The sequence below is a fragment of the Virgibacillus halodenitrificans genome (assembly GCF_001878675.1).
GTDB lineage: Bacteria > Bacillota > Bacilli > Bacillales > Amphibacillaceae > Virgibacillus_Q > Virgibacillus_Q halodenitrificans.
In genome coordinates this window covers 1480942-1505328 of record NZ_CP017962.1, presented here as the reverse complement: position 1 = coordinate 1505328, position 24387 = coordinate 1480942, and the positions used below count along the sequence as shown (strand labels likewise).

Below are 24387 nucleotides of genomic sequence, written 5' to 3'. Positions count from 1 at the left end.
ATTTGCTATAGTCTATATTATCGAATGAATTGGAGTGATCTCAATGTCTCAAGTAGTTGCAGCGATATCAAAGGACAAAATTATAGAAATGAAAAGCTTTTATTCCACATATTTAACAAACACTCCACAGGGAGCTATATTTCGAGCGAAAACACCAAACGCTGTTATAACCGCCTATCATTCTGGAAAGGTTCTCTTTCAAGGGAGCAATCCAGAAGCAGAAGCCGGGAAATGGCCAGAAAGTAGTAATAAAAAGAGCACCTATAAAAAAACTCAGAAGTTGAACAATAGTTATGCTCCACCGGAATCATTGTTCGGTAGCAATCATATTGGTACGGATGAAGCGGGAACAGGTGATTACTTTGGACCCATTACAGTAGCCGGTGTTTTTATAAAAAAAGAACAAATCCATTCGTTAAAGACAATGGGCGTAAAAGATTCAAAAAATCTGACTGACTCGGTAATTAGAAAACTTGCACGTGAAATAGTAAAACTCAACCTCCCTTACTCCTCTCTTGTGTTGCCTAATGAAAAATACAACCGGCTACAAGAGAAAGGTTGGACACAAGGTAAGATGAAGGCAATGCTTCACCACCATGTTATAAAGAATATTTTTGGTAATATTGATAAAACTCAATTAGACGGCATCCTCATTGATCAATTTTGCGAACCACATGTCTTCCAAAGGCATATATCATCTGAAAAAGAATCTATTCTTGAAAAAACATATTTTATGACAAAAGCTGAAAGTTATTCCATTGCAGTAGCCGCAGCGTCTATTATAGCAAGAAGTCGTTTCTTAAGTGAAATGGACCTTTTATCTGACAAATTGGGTATTGTTCTCCCTAAAGGCGCTTCAAAAAAAGTCGATCAGACAATAGCTAAAGTAATATTGGAAAAAGGAGAGTCTACCTTGGATGGTTGTGCAAAAACGCATTTTGCCAATACCAGAAAGGCACAGGCTTATATTAAATAAGAGAAAAAGGGTATAAAAACAAAGTCCTGAAATTTACCAGCACTAAAGCATCCTTGTACGTTTCAGATGAGAATGGCCGTTTATGAATAAGAAATTGATAAAACATAATTTCTTATTCATCCTTATCTTTTAAAAAGCAGTTTTATTGCAAAAGTTAAGGAACTAACGTATTTTGTTCATTCATATTTGGAGGAAACTGCGACGTAACTTTATTGATGAAAAGCTCAGTAAAATATTTGAGGAGAAGTGACCCATTGATTTCCGTTTCAGGCGGACGCTTTCACACCTCCGGGACATATATTAGAATCTAAAAAGCCGAACGAATTTGAAATTAACTCAAAAATTTCAAATACTGTTCGGCTTTTTCTACTGTTACAAACTTTTAACTACGAATAATGGTATTATACTTGTTATTTACTGTTTCTACAATTTGGTTGAAGGATTTTTCAATTTCTTCATCTGTCAACGTTTTTTCAGGATCTTGATAGAGCAAGCTATATGCAACTGACTTTTTACCTTCTTCAACATTCTCGCCGTGGTATACATCAAATATGTTAACAATTTTCACTAAAGGAGCACCTATTGCTTCAATTGTTTCTTTCACTTTACCTGCATGGATATCCGCGTCCATAATGAAAGCAACATCTCTTGCAATCGAAGGATACTTTGGTATTTCATTGTACGATGGAATAGATTGGAATTCAGAAAATACAGTTTCCATATTCACATCAAATACATACGTATCTTTCACTTCTAATTTCTTCTGTAGTACTGGATGGAGTTGTCCTATAAAACCGATCACTTGATTATTCAATTTCATGATTGCACTTCTGCCTGGATGCAAATCATCCAGTCTTGCAGGTTCAAAGACAACAGGAAGTTTTAGGTAATTAAAGAGCGCCTCCATAATACCTTTGACCACATAGAAATCAACTTCCTTCTTTTCTTGCTGCCATGGATGTTCCACCCATTGTCCACTAAGTGCTCCAGATAGTCTTAATCTTTCGTCAGGTTGACTTGTAAGCACTTCTTCATCAGATATAAATATTTTACCTAGCTCATAGTATGCCAAATCATCTTGATTTCTAGCCTGATTATATGCAAGTATATCCACTAGTTCAGGTAATAGACTAAGTCGTAGATACTTATGATCCTTACTCATCGGCATTGCGAGCTGTACAGCATGCACATTCTCTTCTTTTATTTCTGGACTGATTAATTTACTTATAAAATTTTCATTTGTTAGAGAATACGTGATCGTTTCCAACAAGCCTGCACCCTGCAAGAAATTATTAATATTTCTTTTTAACTGTTGGTTATTAGTTAAACCACCTGCCTGGGAAGCGCCTGAAGGTAAAGTATACGGGAGTTGGTCATACCCATAGATCCTTGCCACTTCTTCTAGCATATCTTCAAATATGGTAATATCCTGCCTACGAGTCGGTGCATACACTGTAAATGCTTCACCTTCATTATCAAAACGAAAACGAAGACTATTTAAAATCTTTATAATTTCATCTGTGGTAATTTTGGTGCCTAATCGTTTGTTAATTTCTGTAGTGTTCATCGTTATTACTTTTTCTGAACGCTCTAATTCATCAAACTCTACTATATTTTGAAGGATCTTACCATTTGCATACTTCTGTAATAACTGACAAGCTCTCTTCCCAGCTGCCTTCACTCGATTTGGATCTATTCCTTTTTCAAATCTGGTGCTTGATTCACTACGCAGGCCAGTATGTTTAACTGTTGCTCTCACAGCAGATGGTGCAAAGTAAGCTGCCTCTAGTAAAACGGTAGTAGTTTGCTCGGTTACCTCTGTATTATGTCCGCCCATTACACCAGCTAATGCCACGGGCTCTTTGCCATTCGTTATTACCAAATGCTCTTCTGTTAAAGTTCTTTCCTGCTCATCTAATGTTACAATTGTTTCCCCATTGTATGCTCTGCGGACAACAATTTCTTTTGTTTGTAATTGATCATAGTCAAATGCATGCAACGGCTGTCCATACTCCAACAAAACATAATTGGTAATATCCACAACGTTATTAATTGGACGGATTCCTGCTGCAATTAAATAGTTACTCATCCATAACGGAGATGGTTTTATTTCTAAATCTTTTATAATAAATGCTCCGTAATATGGATTTATATCTTTTGCATCTACAGATACCGAAATGTGGTCTGAAGCATCCTCTTCTGATGTATCATATTCTTCGTTTGGCAATTGAATATCCTGGTTCAAAATTGCGGCCACTTCATAAGCTACTCCCAGCATGGACAAACAATCTGCTCGATTTGGAGTTAAATCAAATTCGAGAACAGCATCATTTAAATTTAATAAAGGTTCTACACTTTCCCCCACATTTACATCCTCTGGGAAAACGAAAATTCCATCGGCTGCGTCCTTAGGAACGTACTTCTCTTCTATTCCCAATTCTTGAAGTGAGCAAATCATTCCATTTGATTCAATCCCACGAAGCTTAACTTTTTTTATTTTAAAATCACCCGGTAAAAGAGCACCTGGTTTAGCAACAGCTACTTTTTGCCCTTGCGCTACGTTCGGAGCTCCACATATAATTTGTAAGGTTTCTTCTCCAACATTGACCTGGCATAAATTTAATTTATCAGCATTTGGATGCTGTTCACATGACTCAACATAACCTACAACTACATTTTCACTCTTTTCTGCTATATACTCAATACTATCTACTTCAATACCTGATTTAGTTATTTTTTCAGCTAATACTTCTGGTTGAATTGACTCAATATCAACATAGTTTTTTAGCCAATTTAATGATACTAACATTTTCAAGCCCCTCTCTAAGCATTATGATACTGTTTTAAAAAACGAATGTCGTTTGTGTAGAACTGTCTGATATCATTTACTCCATATTTAAGCATAGCAATTCTTTCTGGCCCCATACCGAAAGCGAATCCTGTGTACACTTCCGGATCATAGCCAGCCATTGATAAAACATTTGGATGTACCATACCGGCACCTAATATCTCAATCCAACCAGTCCCTTTACAAACCGAACAACCTTCCCCACCACAAACCTTACAGGAGATATCCATTTCTACGGAAGGTTCTGTAAATGGAAAGAAGCTCGGACGAAGACGAATTTCCCGATCTGTCCCAAACATTTTTTTAGCAAACACATCTAATATTCCTTTTAAGTCACTCATCGTTACATTTTTATCTACATATAATCCTTCAATTTGAGTGAATTGATGAGAATGCGTTGCATCATCAGTATCCCGACGATATACTTTACCAGGGCAAATCATCTTCACAGGCTTTTGACCATCAAACTCTCGCATGGTTCTAGCCTGTACAGGAGAGGTATGTGTTCTCATCAGTAATTCATTAGTTAAGTAAAAAGTATCCTGCATATCACGGGCGGGATGACCCTTCGGAAGATTTAGTGCTTCAAAGTTATAATAGTCTGTTTCCACTTCTGGACCTTCTCTTACTTCAAAACCCATTCCGATAAAAAGATCTTCGATTTCTTCAACGATTTTTGTTAATAAATGAGGTCCGCCAACCTTTATCGGACGTCCTGGCAGTGTTACATCAATAGCTTCCTTTTCCAGTTGTTTCTCTAAGGCAACTAGTTCCAGTTTTTCACTTTTTTCGTTTAGGGTTGCGGTAATTGCTTCTCTTACTTTGTTAGCCATTTCACCAATAACAGGTCTTTCTTCTTTTGAAAGTTTCCCCATACCTCTTAATACATTGGTTAGCGATCCCTTTTTCCCCAAATAAGCTACTTTAATTTCTTGAAGTTCTTTCGTGTCAGCTGCTTGACCTATTTTTTCAAGAGCCTCTGTTTGAATTGTTTCCAACTGTTCTCTCATAGCAAAATACCTCCTTAATTATAGGTTTAACTGTGTCTAATGCCAGATCGGACCATATAAAAAAGCCTCTATCCCAAAAAAGGGACGAGACTTTGCTTCGCGGTACCACCCTATTTGGCCCATGATTTCCCATGTGCCCATCTCTTGACATGATAACGGATGTTAAGTCCGAAACACCTTTACTTGCAAAACAAGGTCCAAGTGCTAGCTCCAGAGTGAAATGACAACAGTCATACGGTAGAAATGCTTACAGTCCAAGGCATTTCTTCCCTTGTCCGTAATCAGCCTGTAATCAGTCTCCTTCAATGCTTCATATTATTTAAAGATCTTTTTATTATAATTTTATTTATTAATTAGATCTTTAGTTATTATAATTTTATTTATTAAATAATGCAAATCTAACTCTTGGTATAATACATTAATATTCCTGCTGCAATACTTACATTGAGTGATTCTGCCTTTCCATAGATCGGAATAGTAACAATGGAGTCTGCCAACTGAAGAAGGGGATCCTTTACGCCAGCACCCTCGTTTCCAACGATTAAAGCTACTTTATCTCCCACATTTACTTCATTATATTTCTTCGCATTCTTTAAAGCAGTTGCCCAAATTTGAAAGCCTTTTTTCTTAAGGTCTGCTACCTTTTCTTCTAAATTCTCCTTAATCACCGGAATATGAAAGATAGATCCCTGTGTGGCACGAATCACTTTATCATTGAACATATCCACTGTATCATTTCCTAAAATAATACCATCATAACCCGCCGCTTCAGCAGTACGAATCATCGTCCCTAAATTACCAGGATCTTGAATGGAATCAATTAAAAGCATATAGTTTCCTTTAACCTCTTTTATCTCGTTCATCCTCACAACTGCTGCAATCCCCTGAGGTGTTTTCATTTGGGAAAAATGTTGGAAGACATTTGAGCTAACTTCAAAAAGCTTGTATTGATAACACCATTCAGGAATATCCGTACCTTCCTGAATAATTAATTCCTCTATAACCCAATCACTCTCCCTAGCCTCCTCAACTAAGTGAAAGCCTTCTACCAAAAACTTTTGACTAGCTTCTCGCTCCCTTCTCTTCTGAAGTTTTCGCAAGCCTTTTATCTTTTCATTTTTAACTGATGTAATCATTTTAGGCCTTCCTTATTGTTTATTATTTACTATATCATACATATTTCAGCAGAGTTAGGTCAAACTATCTCTAGTTTACTTTTACTTAAAAGGAGTGAAATGCAATGAACTTAAATCTAAGAAAAGCTATTCTGTCCAATATTGCCACGAATAATCAGGACCAACTTGAAGCTACAATTGTGGATGCCATTCAAGCAGGTGAAGAGAAAATGCTACCAGGTCTTGGCGTACTATTTGAATTGATTTGGCAACAGTCAGATGAACAGGAAAAACAGGAAATGATCGACGCATTAGAGCAAGGTGTTAAACATGCTACAAATACCCAATAACTTAAATGATGGTGTAACAAACTAATTTGATAATGAAAATCCGAACGATTCATATAATATGAAATTATAGTTCGGATTTTCTTGTGGCTTTTTTTATTATAAAACTTACAACTTATCTTCAGTGCCTCCCCTTTCTTAAAAATTAATTCTTTAGACCCAATATGTTTATGTTTTAAAAGCTTTCTTTTTAAATACCGAAGAAAATTTTAGATTGATAATTAAATTATAGGTATTTCTCACTAACAAAATCTCTTTGTTTCAAGACATCCGAGACCTTTCATACACTAAAATATAAATGTTTTTTAGAACAATTTGACTATATATTTAGTAAGTGATATAAAAAGTGAAGATGCTTTATTATTACTTGTCTATCTTTATCATAGATATAATAATAAGCTACATAAAGAGAGGAGAAATGGCATGACAGAGTCAACAAACGATGGGGTAAGAAAGAAAGGTGTCTCAAAAGGGATGATCGCAATCATTGTAGCGCTCGTCTTGGTTATTGGCGGAAGTGTAGCTGCCTTTGTATTGCTTAATCTTTCTGATAAACAAAAATATTTTCTGGCAGAGAAGAATACACTTGATTTCGTTGTGGAAGAAGTGGAAAACAGGTATCAACCGGAGTTAGAGTGGGTAGAACAAACAGAAGAAAATCCAACACAATCAACAATGGAATTATCAGCAGAATATAATGATCCTGCAGCTGTAGGAACGGGAACATTTGACCCGTCCCAATTCATTAATAATTCCACCGTCACGCTTACAAGTGAAGCAGACATGGAAGCAAAGAAAATGAGTGCTAAGTTAAAAGCAAATATTGGCGGGGTAGAGATCGATAACTTTAATGTTTACATAACTGCTGAAAAGCTATTGGTTGGGCTACCATTTATCGAGGAATTATTACAAATAAAAGATGAGGACTTGGGCTCCCTTCTCCATGAAATGGACCCAGTAACCTTTACAGGTGAAGAATCTCTTAACCTGGATTCTCTATTTGAGAGCGCTAAGAATGCGGAAGACTTAGAATACCTCAAAGAAGAATATGGCAAAATGATTTATGAAGAAATTCCTGAGGAAGCGTTTGAAACTACTGAAGAAACGGTTAAAGTGCAAAGTGAATCCCTTAAGAGCGAAAAAATTAAATTTCATTTAACAGAGGATCAATTAAAAACACTTATTACAAAAGTATTAGATAAAATGAAAGACGATGAAAAATTAAAGAAAATAATAGAAGAGCAAATCGCCCTTCAGCAGTTAGGAACACCAGCTACTCAAGATATCAATCAAATGATGAAAGACTTTGAAACTGGTATTAAAGAAGCGAAAGCATCATTAAAAGATTTTCAAATCCCAGAAGGGTTAACTTCAATTATTTGGGTCAATGATGATAAAGTTGTTCAGCGTGATTTGAAACTGGAAATGGGTCCGTCAAAAGACGAACTTGTTGCTTTTACAGTTAAAGGCTCACAATTACTAAAATCTGAAACTCAATCATTTAACTATGACCTCGGTTTCTCCGATAACTTTAGTGAAGGAAATATGAACCTTTCAGGTGAATTATCATGGAAGGACCAAAAAGCAAAAGACTCTATCAATCTATCCATTGAAGATATGGCACTAGCTTATGACGGATCAGAAACTTTAAATGATGGAAAGCGCGATTTCACGCGTAAGTTCTCCTATGAAGATGCATCTGGAACTGGAGGCAGCCTAATCTGGGACGGGGAAGCTAATTACGAAAAAGACCAAATGAAAGCAGAACATGATTTTTCTCTTGAAGCTCCAGGGCTGAGTCAAGATATGTTCGGTCTTCACATCGTAACAGAAGGAAAGACGATTGAAAAAGTGGAAATACCTTCAGATGAAGATGTCAAAGATCTAGGTGGCATGAGTGCTGACGAAATTATGAACTATATGGAAACAGATGTCACACCAAAATTCCAACAGTGGATTTTTGGAATCTTAGCAGGCAGTGGTAATTTAGGATTTTAATAGCTTCAATACTTAATTTTCAGGATTGGAAGTGCTCGTATGCATTTCATAAGAAATATTATCTTATTTTTTACTAATAATGTAAGATATCTTAAGAGGAAGTGGCTATCACTTCCTCTCCTTTTACTTCTCCCCATTATTATCATTGGTTTAGTGATTACGATCACCATCTCTTTTTTCTCCCCCTCTGAGACCACTCCTATTCAAGTTGGCTTAGTGGACATGGAGCAATCCAAAGAGACTCAATTAGTTGTTGATCTAATTGAAGAGTCTTCCCAACTAGGTTCTTTTATTCAATTAAAAGGGATGAAAGAGCAAACTGCCGAAGCTTCCCTTCAATCAAATGACTTAACTGCCTATATTGTTTTTCCAAGTAACTTTACTACAGATTTATATAAAGGCAATTCCGTTACAATACCTATAATCGGCAACCCCCAAAAACCTATTGAAAGTCATATGGTTAAGCAATTAATTGAAAGTATTACAAGGCATATACGAGCTTCTCAAGCAAATATATTAACCATAAATCAATACGCAAAAAATATGAATATCGCAGATACAACAAGAAACGATTTAGTATTTGAGCAGTTTAAAGAATTTTTATTTTATACGATTGGCAAGGACAAGATTATTTCAGAAGAGAAGATTTCTAATCAAACAACCTCTGCACCTCTTCACTATTACGGACTAGGTAGTTGGTTTATCATTTTTACCTTATGGATGTTGGGTATGTATAGTTTATTGGGAAAGGAAGAGCCCCCTCTCTTAAAAACACGGATGAGTTTATATGGTGTATCTGAAATGCAACAGCTGATTGCAAAAATAATGGTTACAGGACTATTCAGTACTTTCTTAGCTGGTATACTATTTTTCATTTTAAATTATTTGCTTAATTGGAGCATCCCAACTGAAAATGTAGTACGAATCACCCTTATCTGCTTCTTATACGGTATAATATTTTTGGTTCTGATGGCTTTTGTGGAAATAATTATTTCATCAGCAAAACTACGATTGCTTATTCAAGCAGGCTTGACAGGATTTATGTTGCTTATCAGCGGGGCGCTTATACCTACAATCTATTTTCCTTTAATTTTACAGGACATCTTGCAATACAGCCCCTCCACGGAGGCTTTTTACTGGCTTCAGCAAATTGTACTCGAACAACGCTTATTTGCCGACTATTTACCTTTATTCCTACTCATGTCAGCAGTAATTCTAACTCTTATAGGAGTGGCACAGATAAAGGAGCGTACATATTTATGAGAGCAATATTAAATAATCGTCTGCTTTTCTGGAAACGTCAAAAAGGGACGCTTCTGTTTTGGATGTTATTACCGATCATATTGACCTTCAGTATTATAATGTTAATAAGTACCACTCAAGGAAATGCAAAAATCCCTGTGGGTATTGTACTACAGGAACAAACAGATTATACAGACCGACTACTCAAGGAATTAAGCAACACTTCTTCCTTGCAAGTTGAGATAATGACAGAAGAAGAAGCATTGCACCAATTAGAAATTCATAAGCTGGACAGTGCCTTTATTATTAAAGAAGGTTATACAGAAAAAATATTAAAAGGAAGCAGAAACAGATTAATTACAGGAATTCGTTCAGACTTATCTTTTGGCTATATACCCGTTTCTGAAGCAATTCAGGCAATTATCCAACAGGATACTGGACGCATTAAAGCCGCATTTACGGTTCAACAGCTTAGCAAAGAATATGATTCACCCCCAATTTGGACGATGAATGAAATCCTGGAAAAAAGTAAAGAAATTGAGAAGCAGGAGAATTTGCTTCAAACCTCTTTTTCTTTCACAAGGCCTAAAGCATCTTCTGGTGAAAATAAAAGTTCCCTAGTAAATCCATGGGGAATATGGGCAATTTTCAGCTTTTTATCTACGCTTTTACTATTTGATTGGTTAATAAAGGAGAAAAACTCTTCTATATACAAACGTTTTACCTTTACTAAATATTCTTTTAAAATGTACGCCATTCAAAACAGCATTATTTATCTGTCCTTATTTCTTTTATTTGATTTTATTTCTATAAGCTTGTTCACTATATTTCTAAATCAGCCTACTTCCCTTACCTTTATTATTAGCTTGGTTATGCTTCGTCTGACTCTAATAACGGCTGCTTTCACACTTGCACTATCATTTAAAAATGTCTATTTATATTATGTTTTTTCATTTACTTTGTCTTTAATTATGGCGATAACAAGTGGAAGTATTGTTCCATTAGATAGACTTCCAGAAAAAATTAGCGTTATTTCTTCACTTCACCCGTTACAGCCTTTTTTACATAATAAAATAGGTTTTTTCTGGTTCATTCTGCTATCAGTAATTGTTATGTTTTGGTATGGAAGAAAGGGGAAATTTGATGCTAACTATTGATTCATTATCTAAATCCTATGGTAAAAAACAAATACTGAATAATATCTCATTATCTATAGAAAAAGGAGAGATCATCGGGTTGGTAGGTGAAAATGGTGCTGGTAAATCTACTTTAATTCAATTACTAGCAACCATTGATAAGCCAACTTCAGGGTCGATAATATTAGGAGAAAGCAATTATGCGAGACATAAAAAAGAGATTAGAAAACAAATTGGCTTTGTTCCACAAGAATTAGCATTATGGGAGGAATTTACAGTAAAAGAAAATATGTTATTTTTTGAAAAACTATCATGGATAAGAAAATCAACAGGGGAGTTAAAACAACTATGCTTAGACATGAGCCTCGATAAGTGGGATGAGCCAGTGCATACACTATCAGGTGGAATGAAGCGTAAATTGAATTTAGCTATTAGCTTAATTCATGACCCTCCCCTATTACTATTAGATGAGCCTACAGTGGGGATTGATCTTAAGTCACGTAAAGAGATTGGTAACTATTTACAATTGCAGGCAAAAGAGCATGGTAAAATAGTTATTTATATCTCACACGATATGGATGAAATAACTTCTCTTTGTGACCGGGTGGTATGTATTGGAGAGGATCCATTTTATGAAGAAATTCTAGCCAAAACCGGAACTGAATTAATAGTGTTTTAGAATAGATAATATAAGCAACTGGATAAATAATTAAAAAAGTTTATGAAATAGATTAATTCTTATTGCTTAAATGGAATAATATAGTAAAATAGATAAGAGTAATACTAACCCTATAAGCAAAGGGGCTTGACAATGGAAATTAGCGTACTGCAACAAATGATTCAACATCAGGCCATGGCTATGATGGCATCTGGAAAACAAAACACAAGTAGTAATAGCGTATTTGCTGATTTGGCATTCAAACAGCTATTACAAGAAAAAATTAACAACGCAACCAACTATAATAATACTTTTATGCAGCAAAAATACATCCCATCATCCGCACATACTACGTACCCGATTACTGTACTTCCAGAGAATAGCTCCAGCACCAAAGAGGGCACTGATTCTATTTATGCCTATATTAAAAATGCTGCCAGCAAATACGGCGTGGATGAGGGCCTTATTCATGCTGTTATAAAAGCCGAATCGAACTATAATAATGAAGCGCGAAGTAATGCGGGTGCACAGGGTTTAATGCAATTAATGCCGGCCACAGCCAGAGGCTTGGGAGTAACTAACCCTTATGATTCGCAACAGAATATAGAGGGCGGTACAAAATATCTAAGCCAAATGCTTCAACGGTACAATGGAAAAGTGGAACTGGCGTTAGCAGCATACAACGCTGGACCAGGTAATGTAGATAAATATCAGGGAATACCTCCATTTAAAGAAACACAAAATTATGTTTCAAAAATAATGAAGGCATACATATAATAAAATGCCAAAAAGCCGAACTTTATTCGAATCTATTATAAGATTTCGAATTAGCTCGGCTTTTTCTGTATCTATACGATTTTCAGGCTTATAATCTCTTTGCTTTAGTCTCAGGCATAAAACCATACACATAATGATTGCTAGAGTATACGTATTTATGCAAGTACAATATCTTTTACAGTGTTTGCGTCAAGTTTCTTAATTGTTTCTACAATGAGTTTAACTGCATTTTCGAAGTCATCACGGTGTAAAATAGCTGCATGTGAATGGATATACCTTGTTGCTACAGTAATAGACAAAGAAGGTACGCCATTTGCAGTTAAATGGATAGATCCCGAATCTGTACCCCCTCCTGCCATAGAAGCATACTGGTAAGGGATATTGTTTTCATCTGCCGTATTAACTACCAGATCCCGCACTCCTTTATGTGAAATCATGGATGCATCGTAAAGTATAATTTGTGGTCCTTTTCCTAGTTTACTATCTGCTTCGTGATCGGAAATCCCTGGCGTATCGCCTGCAATTCCAACATCTACCCCAAAGCCAATGTCAGGTTTAATTTTATGTGTTGATGTGCGTGCGCCACGTAAGCCTACTTCTTCCTGAATGGTCCCAACTCCATATACGATGTTAGGATGGTCTACATCTTTCAATTGCTTCAAAACTTCAATTGCAATAGCACAACCAATTCGGTTGTCCCAAGCTTTAGCTAGTAACATTTTTTCATTCTTCAATTGGGTAAACTCAAAATATGGCACAATTGAATCTCCTGGTTTCACGCCAAAATCTTCAGCTTCTTCTTTACTTGAAGCACCGATATCAATGAACATGTCTTTAATATCTACAGGTTTTTTGCGAGCTTCAGGTGATAAGATGTGCGGAGGCTTTGAACCAATTACACCAGTAACATCTCCGTTCTTTCCCATGATTGTTACACGTTGCGCAAGCATGACCTGACTCCACCAGCCACCGACTGTCTGGAAATAAACAAATCCCTTGTCATCAATTCGTGTTACCATAAAGCCAACCTCGTCCAGATGACCAGCAACCATAATTTTAGGCCCATTTTCATTACCAGTTTTTTTGGCAATTAAACTACCTAAGTTATCTGTAAACACTTCATCAGCATAAGGGGTAATATACTTCTCCATAACGTCCCTTGCTTCTTTTTCATTCCCTGGTATACCTCTTGCATCTGTAAGATCTTTAAGCATCGTTAATGTTTCATCTAATTTAGCCATATGTACTAATTCCTCCCTTTATCTGTCATTTCTAATTATAAACTCTTTTTAAGAAATAATAAAATATTTAGTATATCTTACCTAGTACCCCGTATCCTGACGTTTAAAATTAACTTCGTTTTTTTGTAGATATGCTCTTTGAATATCTTCTTCGGTAAAGCCAAGCAATTTACCAAGCTGAAGATAACTTTCAAACATCGCTTGATAATTTTCTTCTGTGGGAAAAGAGTGAAATAACGTACATGCTTGAAAAACTTTGATGAATTGCTCTGTTTCTGTAAATGTTGGCATAGTCTTCTTTTCACTCATATAATAATAATCATTTTCTATACCAAGGGATAATATAAAATGAATGCCGTCTACGTATTCTTCCAGGATAATGTGCTTTTCATTCCTTGGTTTCTGACTCCAGAATTTAAAACAACGAGTTTCATTTGCCAGCTCGCCAAGCTCTACTAATAATGCAAGGTGTTTCTCTTGAAATACATTTTTGTTTTCCAGATTGTTATTTTTTTCAATATATCGATCCAATTCCTTTTGCATATTATATAATTGTTTCCAATTCAATGACAGATCCCTCTTTTTCTCTTTTTATTGATTGTATCACGGATGAAGAAGTTAGTTATAGTTAAAACCCGGCTAAAGGCTTTATACTTTCTCAGTCTTTCTTTTTTTTATAAAATAAAAGTAAATGTACTGAATATGAAACCTTCTGTTGAAGTCATTCGTATAAAGAGTAATAAATAGCAGGGAGACGTGTCAGATATGATTGTTGTCTTATTTAGAATTCTTATATTGGTTTCCATTGCCTTATTAATATATACCTGGGTGCAATACTACAAAAACCCACAGCGAAAGCTACGAATTGCTAAGGAATCTAAAGAGTTTTATTTCGTTGATCAAGCAAACAATAGCAAAAAAAACCTTCAGTTTGTATATAAAGGATGCTTCTTCGAAGGGGAAAAATATCTTGGCACAACCGAGGATTCATTTGAAGTTGTCAATATTAACATTACTGTTAACGATCATTTAGAACTTCGCGGATTAACAAGAGATGATTTGTATTTTCTTGAAAATGAAATTTTACTACGTTATCCCTATGCTAAAATCACCTGGAAACACCCTATAAATAAATTACTACTTACAACGTTAGAATAAAAAACTCATCCAGTTCGGATGAGTTTTTGTGTAGGAACATTACATTTAAATTCTGTAGAACAATGTTACTCCTAAAATAGCAATATCAAACTTGAAGCATTCTTCCTTAATCAATAATTCTTCATGACAAACTACCTCATTAAGATTTTGAATATCTTATTAGAAGTGAGAACCAAGCGAAATTAGCCGACCTTTCTTACTTCAAAACGTTTGGGCTTTTGTTCTGCACTAACTTGAAAGAAATCCTGCCATTTAATATTAATTTCTTTCCTTCTTAACAGGTACAAAACAGGAAGTAATAATAAAAGAAATAGAAAGACGGTTATTGGAGTCAGGTTAGATATCCAGCCCCCAACTGAAGTATAAACAAATGCAATAGGAATATTAGAGATAAGTGATGATTTCGTATAATCCTTAAAGCTCGCCGATATTTCAAGTAAGCATAAGGATAATAAATGAAAATGTATAAACGGAACAAGACGGAGTAAGGCAATTTGTGGAGTAGTCAATTCTCTATTCTTACCAACTATTTTTTGTTTTACAAAGAGTAGCTTGTTTGAGGTCCTCGGCATCCATCTAATTACAAAATAAAAAATGATACTAGATAAAGTAATTCCAATTAATGAGTAAAGTGTACCCGCTAGAGCTCCGAAAAGAACTCCTCCCGTAATACAGATAAATACAACTGGCAGGAAAAATAAAGGTCTTAGTAAATGAAAGCTAATGAACAAGATAGGAGCAAAGAGCCCACCTGTTTCAATGATTGCCATAAGATGATTACCAAGCATCTCCATTCAATTTCCCCCATTCTCTAGCTGATTTTCTAAGCTGCATATCACCTCCTCTTAATTTATATGACAATAGACGAGCCTTTATGACATGTAAAAAAACAAATATACAAAACAAACTATATTCACAATCAGCAAAATGGGTGCACCATATTGAAATGATTTGTGCTTGGTTTTATGACGAAAGGCCTTCATCCCTATTAGGACACCCAGAGCTCCACCCAACAAAGATAATAACCAAAACGTCCGTTCAGGTATTCGATACTTTTTCTTTATGGCTTTTTGTTTATCCATACCCATTAATATGTATGTAAAAATATTTACTCCTATAAGGTAAAATAACACTCCACTTAGTTCGTTCATTATACCGGCTCCTTAGTAAAAGAGACTAAACCCTTCACACGAAGAATTTAGCCTCTCTTGATCTATTACTTTACAGCTGTTTTTGCTTTTTCTACTAATTGAGCAAAAGCTTTTTCATCATTAATGGCAAGATCGGAAAGCATTTTACGATTAATGTCGATACCTGCTACTTTAAGACCGTGCATTAATTTGCTATATGAAATATCATTCAAACGAGCAGCAGCGTTAATACGAGAAATCCATAATTTACGGAAGTCGCGCTTTTTCTGTCTGCGGTCACGATAAGCGTACTGACCTGATTTAATCACCTGTTGTTTTGCTGTTTTGAATAACGTTCTTTTTGAACCATAATAACCTTTTGCTAATTTAAGGACGCGTTTACGACGTTGACGCGTTACTGTTCCACCTTTTACACGTGGCATATTAATTCCCTCCTAATACAAGTACAATCTGATTTTATTATATGAAAGTAGTTTTTTATAAAAGCCGACCTTATTTATAAGGAAGCATTGTTTTAATGCGTTTGAAATCTCCAGAAGATACCATTGCAGATTTACGAAGCTTTCTTTTTTGCTTTTGGGATTTGTGTGCAAACATGTGGCTTGTGTAAGCATGTGCACGTTTTAATTTTCCCGAACCAGTTTTTTTAAAGCGTTTTTGAGAACCTTTATGGGTTTTCATTTTAGGCATGTTGATTTCCTCCTAGTATAGACTTGAATGATTATTTTTCATTTAATGGAGCCAACATCATAAACATGTTACGGCCTTCCATTTTGGGCTTTGTTTCAATTGTAGCTACATCTTTCACATCTTCAGCCATACGGTCTAAGACTTCACGTCCAAGTTCCTTATGCGTAATTGCACGGCCACGGAAACGCACTGCAGCTTTTACTTTATCTCCTTTTTCCAGGAACTTTCTAGCGTTTTTCAGTTTTGTTTCATAATCATGTTCGCCGATTCCTGGTGTAAAGCGTACTTCTTTAACATTAATAACTTTTTGCTTTTTCCGAGCCTCTTTTTCTTTCTTTTGCTGTTCAAAGCGATATTTCCCATAGTCCATGATTCGACAAACTGGTGGTTTTGCATTTGGAGCAACTAAAACAAGGTCAAGGTTTCTTGTTTGCGCAATTTCCAATGCTTCCTGACGTGATTTCACCCCAAGCTGATCACCATTTGAATCGATAAGACGCACTTCTCTAGCACGAATCTTCTCATTGACATTCATATCTTTGCTAATAGCCAGCCACCTCCAAATTATTTTTGAGCTGATCATCATTGACAAGCGAATATTTTGTCATTAAAAAAGTGTCGGTACATACTGCACCCACACGTCTCCAATAATTTATTAAAAGAGTTCAGAACCAGTCAACTACCTCAAGGTGTCGATCAGGTGAGAAGCGGGTGCTTCTACTTGTCTCAGATCATTTAATTTTTCCAACCTATTTATAATAACATCTTGGTTGTTTCTTGTCAAACATACTTTGAATGTATGCTTAATAGAATAATTATAATATATCTTCTTTGTGGACTTTAGTCAAGATACACGGGTTATTAATAACTTCCCTTAAGTAATCTTTTACACTTTGTACTTTTAATGCAAATGTTGGAATATAAATATTTTCTCTTACATTCATAGTAGGAGAAAAACTTATTTTCCAATTATTATAAAATAGCTAAATATCACCGCTAAGGTTTGTTTTTCTAAAACGATTAAAAGGAAAAATTATTTTTTCTGTTTCTATTAGAACCTAAACAATCCCAGGCAGTTATTTACTGCCTGGGATTGTTATCTATCGTTTATTTAGTATTTTTTCGTCTATTTCTTTATTAATTAATGTTTCAAATTCATCATATGCTATTGTTTCTGAATTTTTTTCACCATAACGACGAACGTTAACTGCATTTTCTTCAATTTCATTATCACCGAGGACTAAGGCAAAAGGAATCTTTTGTGTTTGTGCCTCACGTATTTTGTATCCAATCTTCTCGTCACGCTCATCAATCGATACCCTGATATTTTGTAATCTTAATTTATCAGCAACTGATTTTGCGTAATCCAAGTGTACCTGTGGTGATACTGGAATCACCTTCACTTGAACTGGGGCAAGCCAAGTCGGGAATGCTCCCTTGTACTCTTCAATTAAAAAGGCTACAAATCGTTCCATTGTAGATACAACTCCACGGTGGATGACTACTGGGCGATGTTCCTTCCCATCCTCACCAATATAAGTTAAATCAAAACGCTCAGGTAAGAGCACGTCTAACTGCACGGTAGATAAGGTTTCATCTTTTCCTAAAGCTGTTTTGACTTGCACATCAAGCTTAGGACCATAGAATGCCGCTTCCCCTTCTGCTTCCACATACTCTAAATTTAACTCTTCCATTGTTTGTTTTAAAGTAGATTGTGTTTTTTCCCACATTTCATCATTGTCAATGTACTTCTCTTTATCTTCAGGATCTCGATAAGATAGGCGGAAATAGTAATCATTAATTCCGAAATCCTTATATACACGTTGAATCAGTTCGATTACGCGAACAAATTCATCTTTCAACTGATCTGGACGGGCAAAAATATGTGCATCATTTAGAGTCATAGCACGTACGCGTTGAAGACCTGCTAATGCTCCGCTCATCTCATAACGGTGCATTGTGCCTAATTCTGCAATCCTTACAGGCAATTGACGATAGCTCCATAATTGATTCTTAAATACCATCATATGATGTGGGCAATTCATTGGACGCAAAACTAATGTTTCATTATCCATTTCCATCGGTGGGAACATATCCTCCTGATAATGCTCCCAGTGCCCACTAGTCTCATATAACTCTTTGCTCCCTAAAACAGGAGTATATACATGGTCGTACCCTAGCTTTTCTTCAACGTCTACAATATACCGCTCAATTGTACGACGTATTGTAGCCCCTTTCGGCAACCAGAGCGGCAATCCTTGCCCTACTTTTTGCGAGACTGTGAAAATATCTAGCTCTTTACCAAGCTTTCGGTGGTCTCTTTCTTTTCTTTCTTCAAGAATTCTAAGATACTCATCCACTTGGCTCTGTTTCTCAAATGAAGTTCCATATATACGTTGGAGCTGTTGATTATTGCTATCACCACGCCAATAAGCCCCAGATATGCTAAGCAGTTTAAATGCTTTTATTTTATTTGTTGATGGCACATGAATGCCTCTGCACAGGTCAAAGAATTCTCCTTGTTTATAAATAGTCACTTGTTCATCTGCTGGAATAGCGTCTATTAGTTCAAGCTTCAAGTGATCATCTTTAAACATTTCTTTGGCTTCCTCTCGGGAAACCTCTACTCTAATGATATCAAGGCTTTCATCTGCAATACGTTTCATTTCCTTTTCAATTTTAGGAAGGTCCTCTGGAGTAATTGTATGCTCCATATCCATATCGTAATAAAATCCTTCTTCTATTACAGGCCCAACTCCGAAATTTACCTCTTTAAAAAGTCTTTTAATTGCATGTGCCATAAGATGTGCTGTTGAATGGCGCATTACTTCAATACCTTCTTGGTTTTTATAAGTTATAATTTCAATTTTGCCGCCTGTCTGTAATTCACGTTTTAAGTCAACAAGCTCACCATTTAGCTTAATAGCAACTGCTTGCTTTTTTAATCCTGAAGAAATTGACCCTGCTATCTCTTCCCCTGTTGTACCTTGGGGAAATTGTTTTTCTGCTCCATCTGGAAAAATAATTGAGATTTCTGCTGCCATTATATTCACTCCTTTTTCAATTAAAAAACGCCCATCCCTCTGCTATTCAGCAAAGGGACGAGCGTTGGTCACGTCGTGGTTCCACCCTAATTTCCGTAATATATACGGCTTTGGTATCTTTAACGCAGATAAGACGCTGCTATTTACTACATATTCGATAGCAGAGTTCAAAGGTGGTAATTAATTGTGTGTGATGCGGAAGCTCCCAGCCATTGGCTTCCTTCTCTGGTACATCCAGGAACAATTAATCTTGTCCTTTTCCATACTTTTAAGTAATAGATTTATAATGAGTATTATAGCCCTACAATGTTTTAAAATCAAGTCTTTATTCATTGTTTTTTAATTTTATAAAGAAATGGAAAGTTTCTATAAGGAAAAAGACTGGCTCTTTCTTGAAAAACATTTATTACTGTCAATGTTTTTGGATCATCAGGCTTATCTCCATAGATATTTACCTTTGCAGGTGCCATTGCGATCAGAGGAGCCAAATTCATTTCTTCTTCATCTAGACCTACCATGTACAACGGTTCCTTCTGCATGATGCTATGAAGTTCTATCGGTGACATACTCTTTCCGTCAGAATGATAAAATGTGAAAGAATCTCCTTGTAATACATGTATCTCTGTTATTATTGGATCTTTTTTAATAATATATTCACGAAGCATATTAACAAATTCCTGATGTTCTTCCTCACGCTTAAATTCATCAATAGCTAATCCAACATAGTAAACAAGTTTTTCTTTAAAGCTCTTTAAACCAAACTTAACTATAGAATCGAAATGTATTGTAGCGATATTTTTAAAATTTGCTATGAATAAAGACATTAATAAATTGCTGGGATCCTTGTCATTTCTAACTTTCCTGCTGTCTTCATCATCACCTCTCACTATCCATTGGGCCAGATCCAATATACGTTCCACTTCGTCAGCATTCGTGTAGTAATAATAATTATAGATAATTTCTTTTAAACATGATCTTAAACGATATTTGATAAACACATCTACCATAGCCCGAGCATTTGTTATAGTTAAATCATCCGCAGGGGCATTTTTATCAACACATAGATGATTCCCCCAATCTTCATTTCTTTTCCAGCACAATTCAATATGTGGATCATAATAAAACAAGCGGTCACAAAAGTAGCTTACTTCTTTATCAGATTCTAAATAAACCTCCAGCAATAAACATCACCCTCACCCAACACCAAACTGTTACATTATATGGACAAAGATGAGAAAAAATGAATAATCAGGAAAACTAGTAAATGAAATTAGTAAAAACTAAAAGATCTGCAAGTAAAGAATTTTTTATAGCAGGAAGTAAAGTTCGTACAACAAAAACTATCGACAGCAATGAGAGATAATCGAGGTAGAAAAAGTTAATCAGCAGTTGAACCAGAGTATCCACAACAGGATAATTTACCACATTTTTTCCGAGAAGGTCCGTTTACAATCCCGGAAATTTACTTTAGAATTTATAAATGGCTCATGAGAAAACTCAAACAAATAATTTCGAGGCAAATTTATATTCATCCTTACAAAGAAAAGCTAGTAAAAAAGCAATTCATTTGCCTTTTCACTAGCTTTTTAACATATTAATTCCTACGGTTATTCCCATTTATTTCTACTTCTTTACACACTTGCTTCATTCGTTCAATGATTCTACCGGCCTTCACTAATTCAACTCCCCCTCTTGTAGTTGCGAGATGCTTCTCCAACTGTTCCAAGCTATAATTGGAAGTAAAGAATACCGGAAGTCGCTCCATCATTCTGTATTGAAGAATAGAACCAAGAATTTCATCACGGAACCAGGCAGATTGCATTTCAGCTCCGATGTCATCAAGCATCAGCACATCTGCTTTTTTGAAGAATTCAACTTTATCATTAAAAGAATCATCTTTCATGGAAGCTTTTATTTCTCTTACGAATTCAGGCATATAGATGAGCGTAGAAGAAACATTAAATTCTTTTAATTTATTTGCCAGTGCACCTAGAAAATATGTTTTTCCTACACCAAATGGTCCGTAAAAATAGATTCCCTTTTGAGGAACCCCATTTTTAGCTCGTTCAACAAAGGAGAGCAATTCACGTACTGCATTGCTTCTTTCCGGATTACTATCGATATCAGCTATGGTAGCTTCCATAATTTCTTTAGGCATATACAGACTTTGAATAAGCTTTTGCTGTTTCTTTTGCTTTTCATAGTCAAGGCGACTATGGCATTTTTCATAAGACAAATGTATTTCATTATTTTCCACATGTAAAATCGGCGAGTATCCCTGAAGCATATTCACACACGAATCAAAGGATTTGCATGCCGTACATTGCTTAGTCTGTGACTTGTATTCATAAAGCTTTATTAGATTTTTATCAATCTCTTTTTGAGTGAGCTCTGGATGCAAAGAAAGAAATTCTTTAATTTCAGGATCATTGACTACTTCCTGCTTCACACGGGCATAAGTTTCCTTGAAATTTTCATTTTCTCTCATCCATTTTTGTAAAGCTGTTTGTACTGGTTTCATAAAAATCATCCTTGAGACAAATTATTTTTCATTACTAACAGAGTACTGACGAAGCAACGCTTCTATTTCCTCCTGCTCTTTCTGCTTGTCTACATCTTCTATATTCTCTGCTTCTGTTGATTTTTTCTTATTCCTGTCTTTAAACCAATCCGGAATTACTTCAGTAGACTTATTGCGATAGGAATTATTCTTATTACTCTTTTGCTTACCCTGATATCGCTCTTTTTCTTTTTTAGCAAACTCCATTGCATCCTTAGCAGTCTGTAAGTTCGCTCTGGACCAATGGCTTGCTATCGTCTCGATATAAGCTTTGGAAAGCTTCATATTAGATTGCAACAGCACATAATGGATCAACACATTCATCACTGGAGCTGGAAGACCCTGTGATGTCATCACCTCACGAATAACTTTCATATCCTGTTCAGAAGCCTGCTTACCATTCGATAAATCTTCCAGTAATTGTTTTGGAGAAATTGTTTCGAGCTCATAAATTAGCTGTTCTTCTTTCGTAAGTGGTCTATCACGCATCGTTTTCTTTCTATTTTGCTTTTCTGTTAATCTTACGGATTGTTGGTTATTCTTTGTTTTAAACAAATCATGACATGCACTTTTAAATTCATCTTGATTTAAAATATTATCTTCTGATAGTGCCCACAAGACTGACTTTTCCACTTCAAAGGAAGCAAGATCATATAAATTCATCATTTGCATTATCAACCTGCGATTCTCTTTAGTTAAAACCCTGTTAATGGGAATCATACGTTGTCTTAACATGTTTTCCATCCAGGAGAAATCTAGTTGTGTCATCTGTTGCTCTTGTTCCTCCAAAGATTGATTAGCAGGAGCACCTTCCATCGTAGGTGTAAATGTTTGAAATACCTCATTGAAGGTTGCTGTCACTTCAACGTCTGTTTGCCTATCCTTTTTCTTGGAGAAATGCTTTTCTAAGAGGGAAAATTTCTCCTCACCAATATGGTGATACAGGAGTTGTGTAAGCATGGCATCATTAAAAAAGCCAGCAGGGGAAAAAGGGCTTTGTAATTGGTATGTATATATAGTTGCCTGAGAGGACTGGCTAACATAAGTTTTCAGTAACCCAATAGCTTCCAACTTTATTCTTGAACGATATACCTCGTCCAATGGCAAATTTAAGTAATTCATCAGAGTATGATGTGTTTGTGGCGTATTTGCAGTAAACATTCTTTCATTTAAAAGAGTTTGAAATAATGAAATCGCATGAATACCGATTAAAGGCTGATACAAATGTGTTAAAGAGAGGTTATATTCTGTTGGTAAGTCATTCTTTAATTCGACAAAATATCCATCAACCGGTAATATTTTTCCGATATAATTCATAGATCTCTAACCCTTTCCATTGCTTATATTTACGTTCTATTTTTTATCTTCCTGATGATCTTCTTTATCTGTATTAATCAGATCCTTTAGTTCATCAAGAAAAACTGTAATGTCTTTAAATTGACGATACACAGAGGCAAACCTCACATATGCTACCTCATCTATTTCAGATAAACGGTCCATGACCATTTCACCAATTTCCTTACTGTCTACCTCTGATAGACCAGTATTGCGCAATTCTCTTTCTACATCCAATCCAGTTGACTCTAATTTTTCAAGTGGAACAGGGCGTTTTTCACAAGCCTTAATTAAGCCTCTAATTAATTTTTCCCTACTAAATTCCTGGCGGGCACCCTCTTTTTTCACTACAATTAATGGTACTTCTTCCACACGTTCAAAGGTCGTAAAGCGAAATCCGCATTGTTCGCACTCACGACGTCTACGGATAGAGCTACCTTCTTCGATTGGACGAGAGTCTAAAACTTTTGTACTTTTATTACCGCAATTTGAACATTTCACGTTGTTCAACCCCATTCGTTTTGTCTGCAATCTTCTAGGTAATTAATGTTAATTCTTTATTGATATCATTATATAAGCTATATATAATTTTACTACTGTAACCAAAATCAATAGGAAGAAGGGACTCTGTTGTTACCGAAAAGTCAATTGCTGTATAGTATGGTCTAACCATAATCACTGTTGCTACAATAAAAGCATTTCTTCCCTTTTTCACTTGTAAACTAATTTCTCCATGTTCCTTGGACATTGCGTGAACTTCGTAAACAGAGGATTTTTCAAAGAAATCAACAAGGTATTGAAACCCTTTGTCTTTAGTTATTTTATAATAATGTGTTTGAAGTGATGGATCCCAGTGATTTTCCCTTGTTTCTGCTTGATTACCAAAATATTTGTTAACCTTCTGACGTAAGCCTATTTTCCTCACCTCATTGGGATATCGATTTTTATGTATAGTATTACTATTTTATCATGATTTCGATAAATCCTCTATTAGAATAGAATGGAAAGTATCTAAAAAGAAGATATTATACTTAAAATAATAGTTGCATGATTAGAGGAGAAACTCGTGAAAGCTTAATATAAACTTTAAGGTTACATTGT

General features: G+C 35.5%; 24 protein-coding genes and 2 other annotated features. Of the genes, 8 read left to right on the top strand and 16 right to left on the bottom strand.

Features of this window, described 5'->3' with window-relative positions; all coding sequences use genetic code 11:
• Nucleotides 1-43: 43 nt before the first annotated feature.
• The gene (rnhC, locus tag BME96_RS07870; RefSeq protein WP_071648817.1) at nucleotides 44-976 is read left to right on the top strand and encodes a ribonuclease HIII; all 933 of its coding nucleotides are present in this window, start codon (nucleotides 44-46) and stop codon (nucleotides 974-976) included.
• A 382-nt stretch (nucleotides 977-1358) separates the two neighbouring features.
• On the opposite strand, the gene pheT is transcribed toward rnhC, so the two are convergent.
• The 3 genes from pheT to BME96_RS07855 form a co-directional block, all read right to left on the bottom strand.
• Entirely contained in the window at nucleotides 1359-3785 is a 2427-nt protein-coding gene (gene pheT / locus BME96_RS07865) for a phenylalanine--tRNA ligase subunit beta (protein WP_071648816.1), read from the bottom strand.
• Between the two features lie 14 nt (nucleotides 3786-3799).
• Nucleotides 3800-4834: a phenylalanine--tRNA ligase subunit alpha gene (pheS, locus tag BME96_RS07860; protein ID WP_071648815.1), complete on the bottom strand. Its 1035-nt coding sequence runs from the start codon at nucleotides 4832-4834 to the stop codon at nucleotides 3800-3802.
• Between the two features lie 398 nt (nucleotides 4835-5232).
• Complete coding sequence (locus tag BME96_RS07855; RefSeq protein WP_060679155.1) at nucleotides 5233-5970, bottom strand: TrmH family RNA methyltransferase; 738 nt, start codon at nucleotides 5968-5970, stop codon at nucleotides 5233-5235.
• A gap of 104 nt (nucleotides 5971-6074) precedes the next feature.
• Between BME96_RS07855 and sspI the strand changes: the two genes are divergently transcribed.
• From sspI to BME96_RS07825, 6 genes are all read left to right on the top strand, one after another.
• Complete coding sequence (gene sspI / locus BME96_RS07850) at nucleotides 6075-6299, top strand: small acid-soluble spore protein SspI (protein WP_019376749.1); 225 nt, start codon at nucleotides 6075-6077, stop codon at nucleotides 6297-6299.
• A gap of 420 nt (nucleotides 6300-6719) precedes the next feature.
• A complete protein-coding gene (locus BME96_RS07845; protein ID WP_071648814.1) occupies nucleotides 6720-8294 on the top strand; it encodes a flagellar basal body-associated FliL family protein in 1575 nt (524 codons plus the stop codon).
• Nucleotides 8295-8333: 39 nt separating this feature from the next.
• Entirely contained in the window at nucleotides 8334-9557 is a 1224-nt protein-coding gene (locus BME96_RS07840) for an ABC transporter permease (RefSeq protein ID WP_019376747.1), read from the top strand.
• Nucleotides 9554-10693, top strand: coding sequence for an ABC transporter permease (locus tag BME96_RS07835; protein WP_071648813.1), 1140 nt, complete (start codon nucleotides 9554-9556; stop codon nucleotides 10691-10693). The genes BME96_RS07840 and BME96_RS07835 overlap by 4 nt, the downstream gene beginning before the upstream one ends.
• Entirely contained in the window at nucleotides 10680-11351 is a 672-nt protein-coding gene (locus BME96_RS07830; protein ID WP_019376745.1) for an ABC transporter ATP-binding protein, read from the top strand. Before BME96_RS07835 ends, BME96_RS07830 begins: the two co-directional genes overlap by 14 nt.
• Before the next feature lie 132 nt (nucleotides 11352-11483).
• A complete protein-coding gene (locus BME96_RS07825; protein ID WP_071648812.1) occupies nucleotides 11484-12107 on the top strand; it encodes a lytic transglycosylase domain-containing protein in 624 nt (207 codons plus the stop codon).
• A gap of 155 nt (nucleotides 12108-12262) precedes the next feature.
• Here the strand turns inward: BME96_RS07825 and BME96_RS07820 are convergent, their stop codons facing one another.
• Nucleotides 12263-13348 carry a M42 family metallopeptidase gene (locus BME96_RS07820; RefSeq protein ID WP_019376743.1) on the bottom strand — a complete coding sequence of 362 codons (1086 nt, stop codon included), beginning with the start codon at nucleotides 13346-13348 and terminating at the stop codon, nucleotides 12263-12265.
• Between the two features lie 81 nt (nucleotides 13349-13429).
• Nucleotides 13430-13915, bottom strand: a complete 486-nt coding sequence (locus BME96_RS07815; protein WP_019376742.1) for a dUTP diphosphatase — start codon at nucleotides 13913-13915, stop codon at nucleotides 13430-13432.
• Nucleotides 13916-14113: 198 nt separating this feature from the next.
• On the opposite strand from BME96_RS07815, the gene BME96_RS07810 reads away from it, so the two are divergent.
• A complete protein-coding gene (locus tag BME96_RS07810) occupies nucleotides 14114-14506 on the top strand; it encodes a hypothetical protein (protein ID WP_019376741.1) in 393 nt (130 codons plus the stop codon).
• Nucleotides 14507-14688: 182 nt separating this feature from the next.
• On the opposite strand, the gene BME96_RS07805 is transcribed toward BME96_RS07810, so the two are convergent.
• From BME96_RS07805 to BME96_RS07755, 11 genes are all read right to left on the bottom strand, one after another.
• Nucleotides 14689-15300: a TVP38/TMEM64 family protein gene (locus BME96_RS07805; RefSeq protein ID WP_019376740.1), complete on the bottom strand. Its 612-nt coding sequence runs from the start codon at nucleotides 15298-15300 to the stop codon at nucleotides 14689-14691.
• Nucleotides 15301-15378: 78 nt separating this feature from the next.
• Entirely contained in the window at nucleotides 15379-15657 is a 279-nt protein-coding gene (locus tag BME96_RS07800) for a DUF1294 domain-containing protein (protein ID WP_019376739.1), read from the bottom strand.
• A 65-nt stretch (nucleotides 15658-15722) separates the two neighbouring features.
• Nucleotides 15723-16079 carry a 50S ribosomal protein L20 gene (gene rplT / locus BME96_RS07795; RefSeq protein ID WP_019376738.1) on the bottom strand — a complete coding sequence of 119 codons (357 nt, stop codon included), beginning with the start codon at nucleotides 16077-16079 and terminating at the stop codon, nucleotides 15723-15725.
• A 70-nt stretch (nucleotides 16080-16149) separates the two neighbouring features.
• On the bottom strand, nucleotides 16150-16347 hold the full coding sequence (gene rpmI / locus BME96_RS07790; protein ID WP_019376737.1) for a 50S ribosomal protein L35: 198 nt from the start codon (nucleotides 16345-16347) through the stop codon (nucleotides 16150-16152).
• A gap of 31 nt (nucleotides 16348-16378) precedes the next feature.
• On the bottom strand, nucleotides 16379-16882 hold the full coding sequence (infC, locus tag BME96_RS07785; protein WP_019376736.1) for a translation initiation factor IF-3: 504 nt from the start codon (nucleotides 16880-16882) through the stop codon (nucleotides 16379-16381).
• Between the two features lie 68 nt (nucleotides 16883-16950).
• Nucleotides 16951-17076, bottom strand: a sequence feature (ribosomal protein L20 leader region).
• A gap of 371 nt (nucleotides 17077-17447) precedes the next feature.
• Nucleotides 17448-19391, bottom strand: coding sequence for a threonine--tRNA ligase (gene thrS, locus BME96_RS07780; protein ID WP_071648811.1), 1944 nt, complete (start codon nucleotides 19389-19391; stop codon nucleotides 17448-17450).
• Between the two features lie 50 nt (nucleotides 19392-19441).
• Nucleotides 19442-19663 (bottom strand) — a binding site (T-box leader).
• A gap of 57 nt (nucleotides 19664-19720) precedes the next feature.
• On the bottom strand, nucleotides 19721-20572 hold the full coding sequence (ytxC, locus tag BME96_RS07775; protein WP_019376734.1) for a sporulation protein YtxC: 852 nt from the start codon (nucleotides 20570-20572) through the stop codon (nucleotides 19721-19723).
• A 413-nt stretch (nucleotides 20573-20985) separates the two neighbouring features.
• Nucleotides 20986-21912, bottom strand: a complete 927-nt coding sequence (gene dnaI / locus BME96_RS07770) for a primosomal protein DnaI (RefSeq protein ID WP_071648810.1) — start codon at nucleotides 21910-21912, stop codon at nucleotides 20986-20988.
• A 21-nt stretch (nucleotides 21913-21933) separates the two neighbouring features.
• Entirely contained in the window at nucleotides 21934-23268 is a 1335-nt protein-coding gene (locus BME96_RS07765; RefSeq protein WP_071648809.1) for a replication initiation and membrane attachment family protein, read from the bottom strand.
• A gap of 36 nt (nucleotides 23269-23304) precedes the next feature.
• Complete coding sequence (gene nrdR, locus BME96_RS07760; RefSeq protein WP_019376730.1) at nucleotides 23305-23787, bottom strand: transcriptional regulator NrdR; 483 nt, start codon at nucleotides 23785-23787, stop codon at nucleotides 23305-23307.
• A gap of 34 nt (nucleotides 23788-23821) precedes the next feature.
• The gene (locus BME96_RS07755; RefSeq protein ID WP_077357829.1) at nucleotides 23822-24211 is read right to left on the bottom strand and encodes a cytosolic protein; all 390 of its coding nucleotides are present in this window, start codon (nucleotides 24209-24211) and stop codon (nucleotides 23822-23824) included.
• Between the last annotated feature and the right edge of the window lie 176 nt (nucleotides 24212-24387).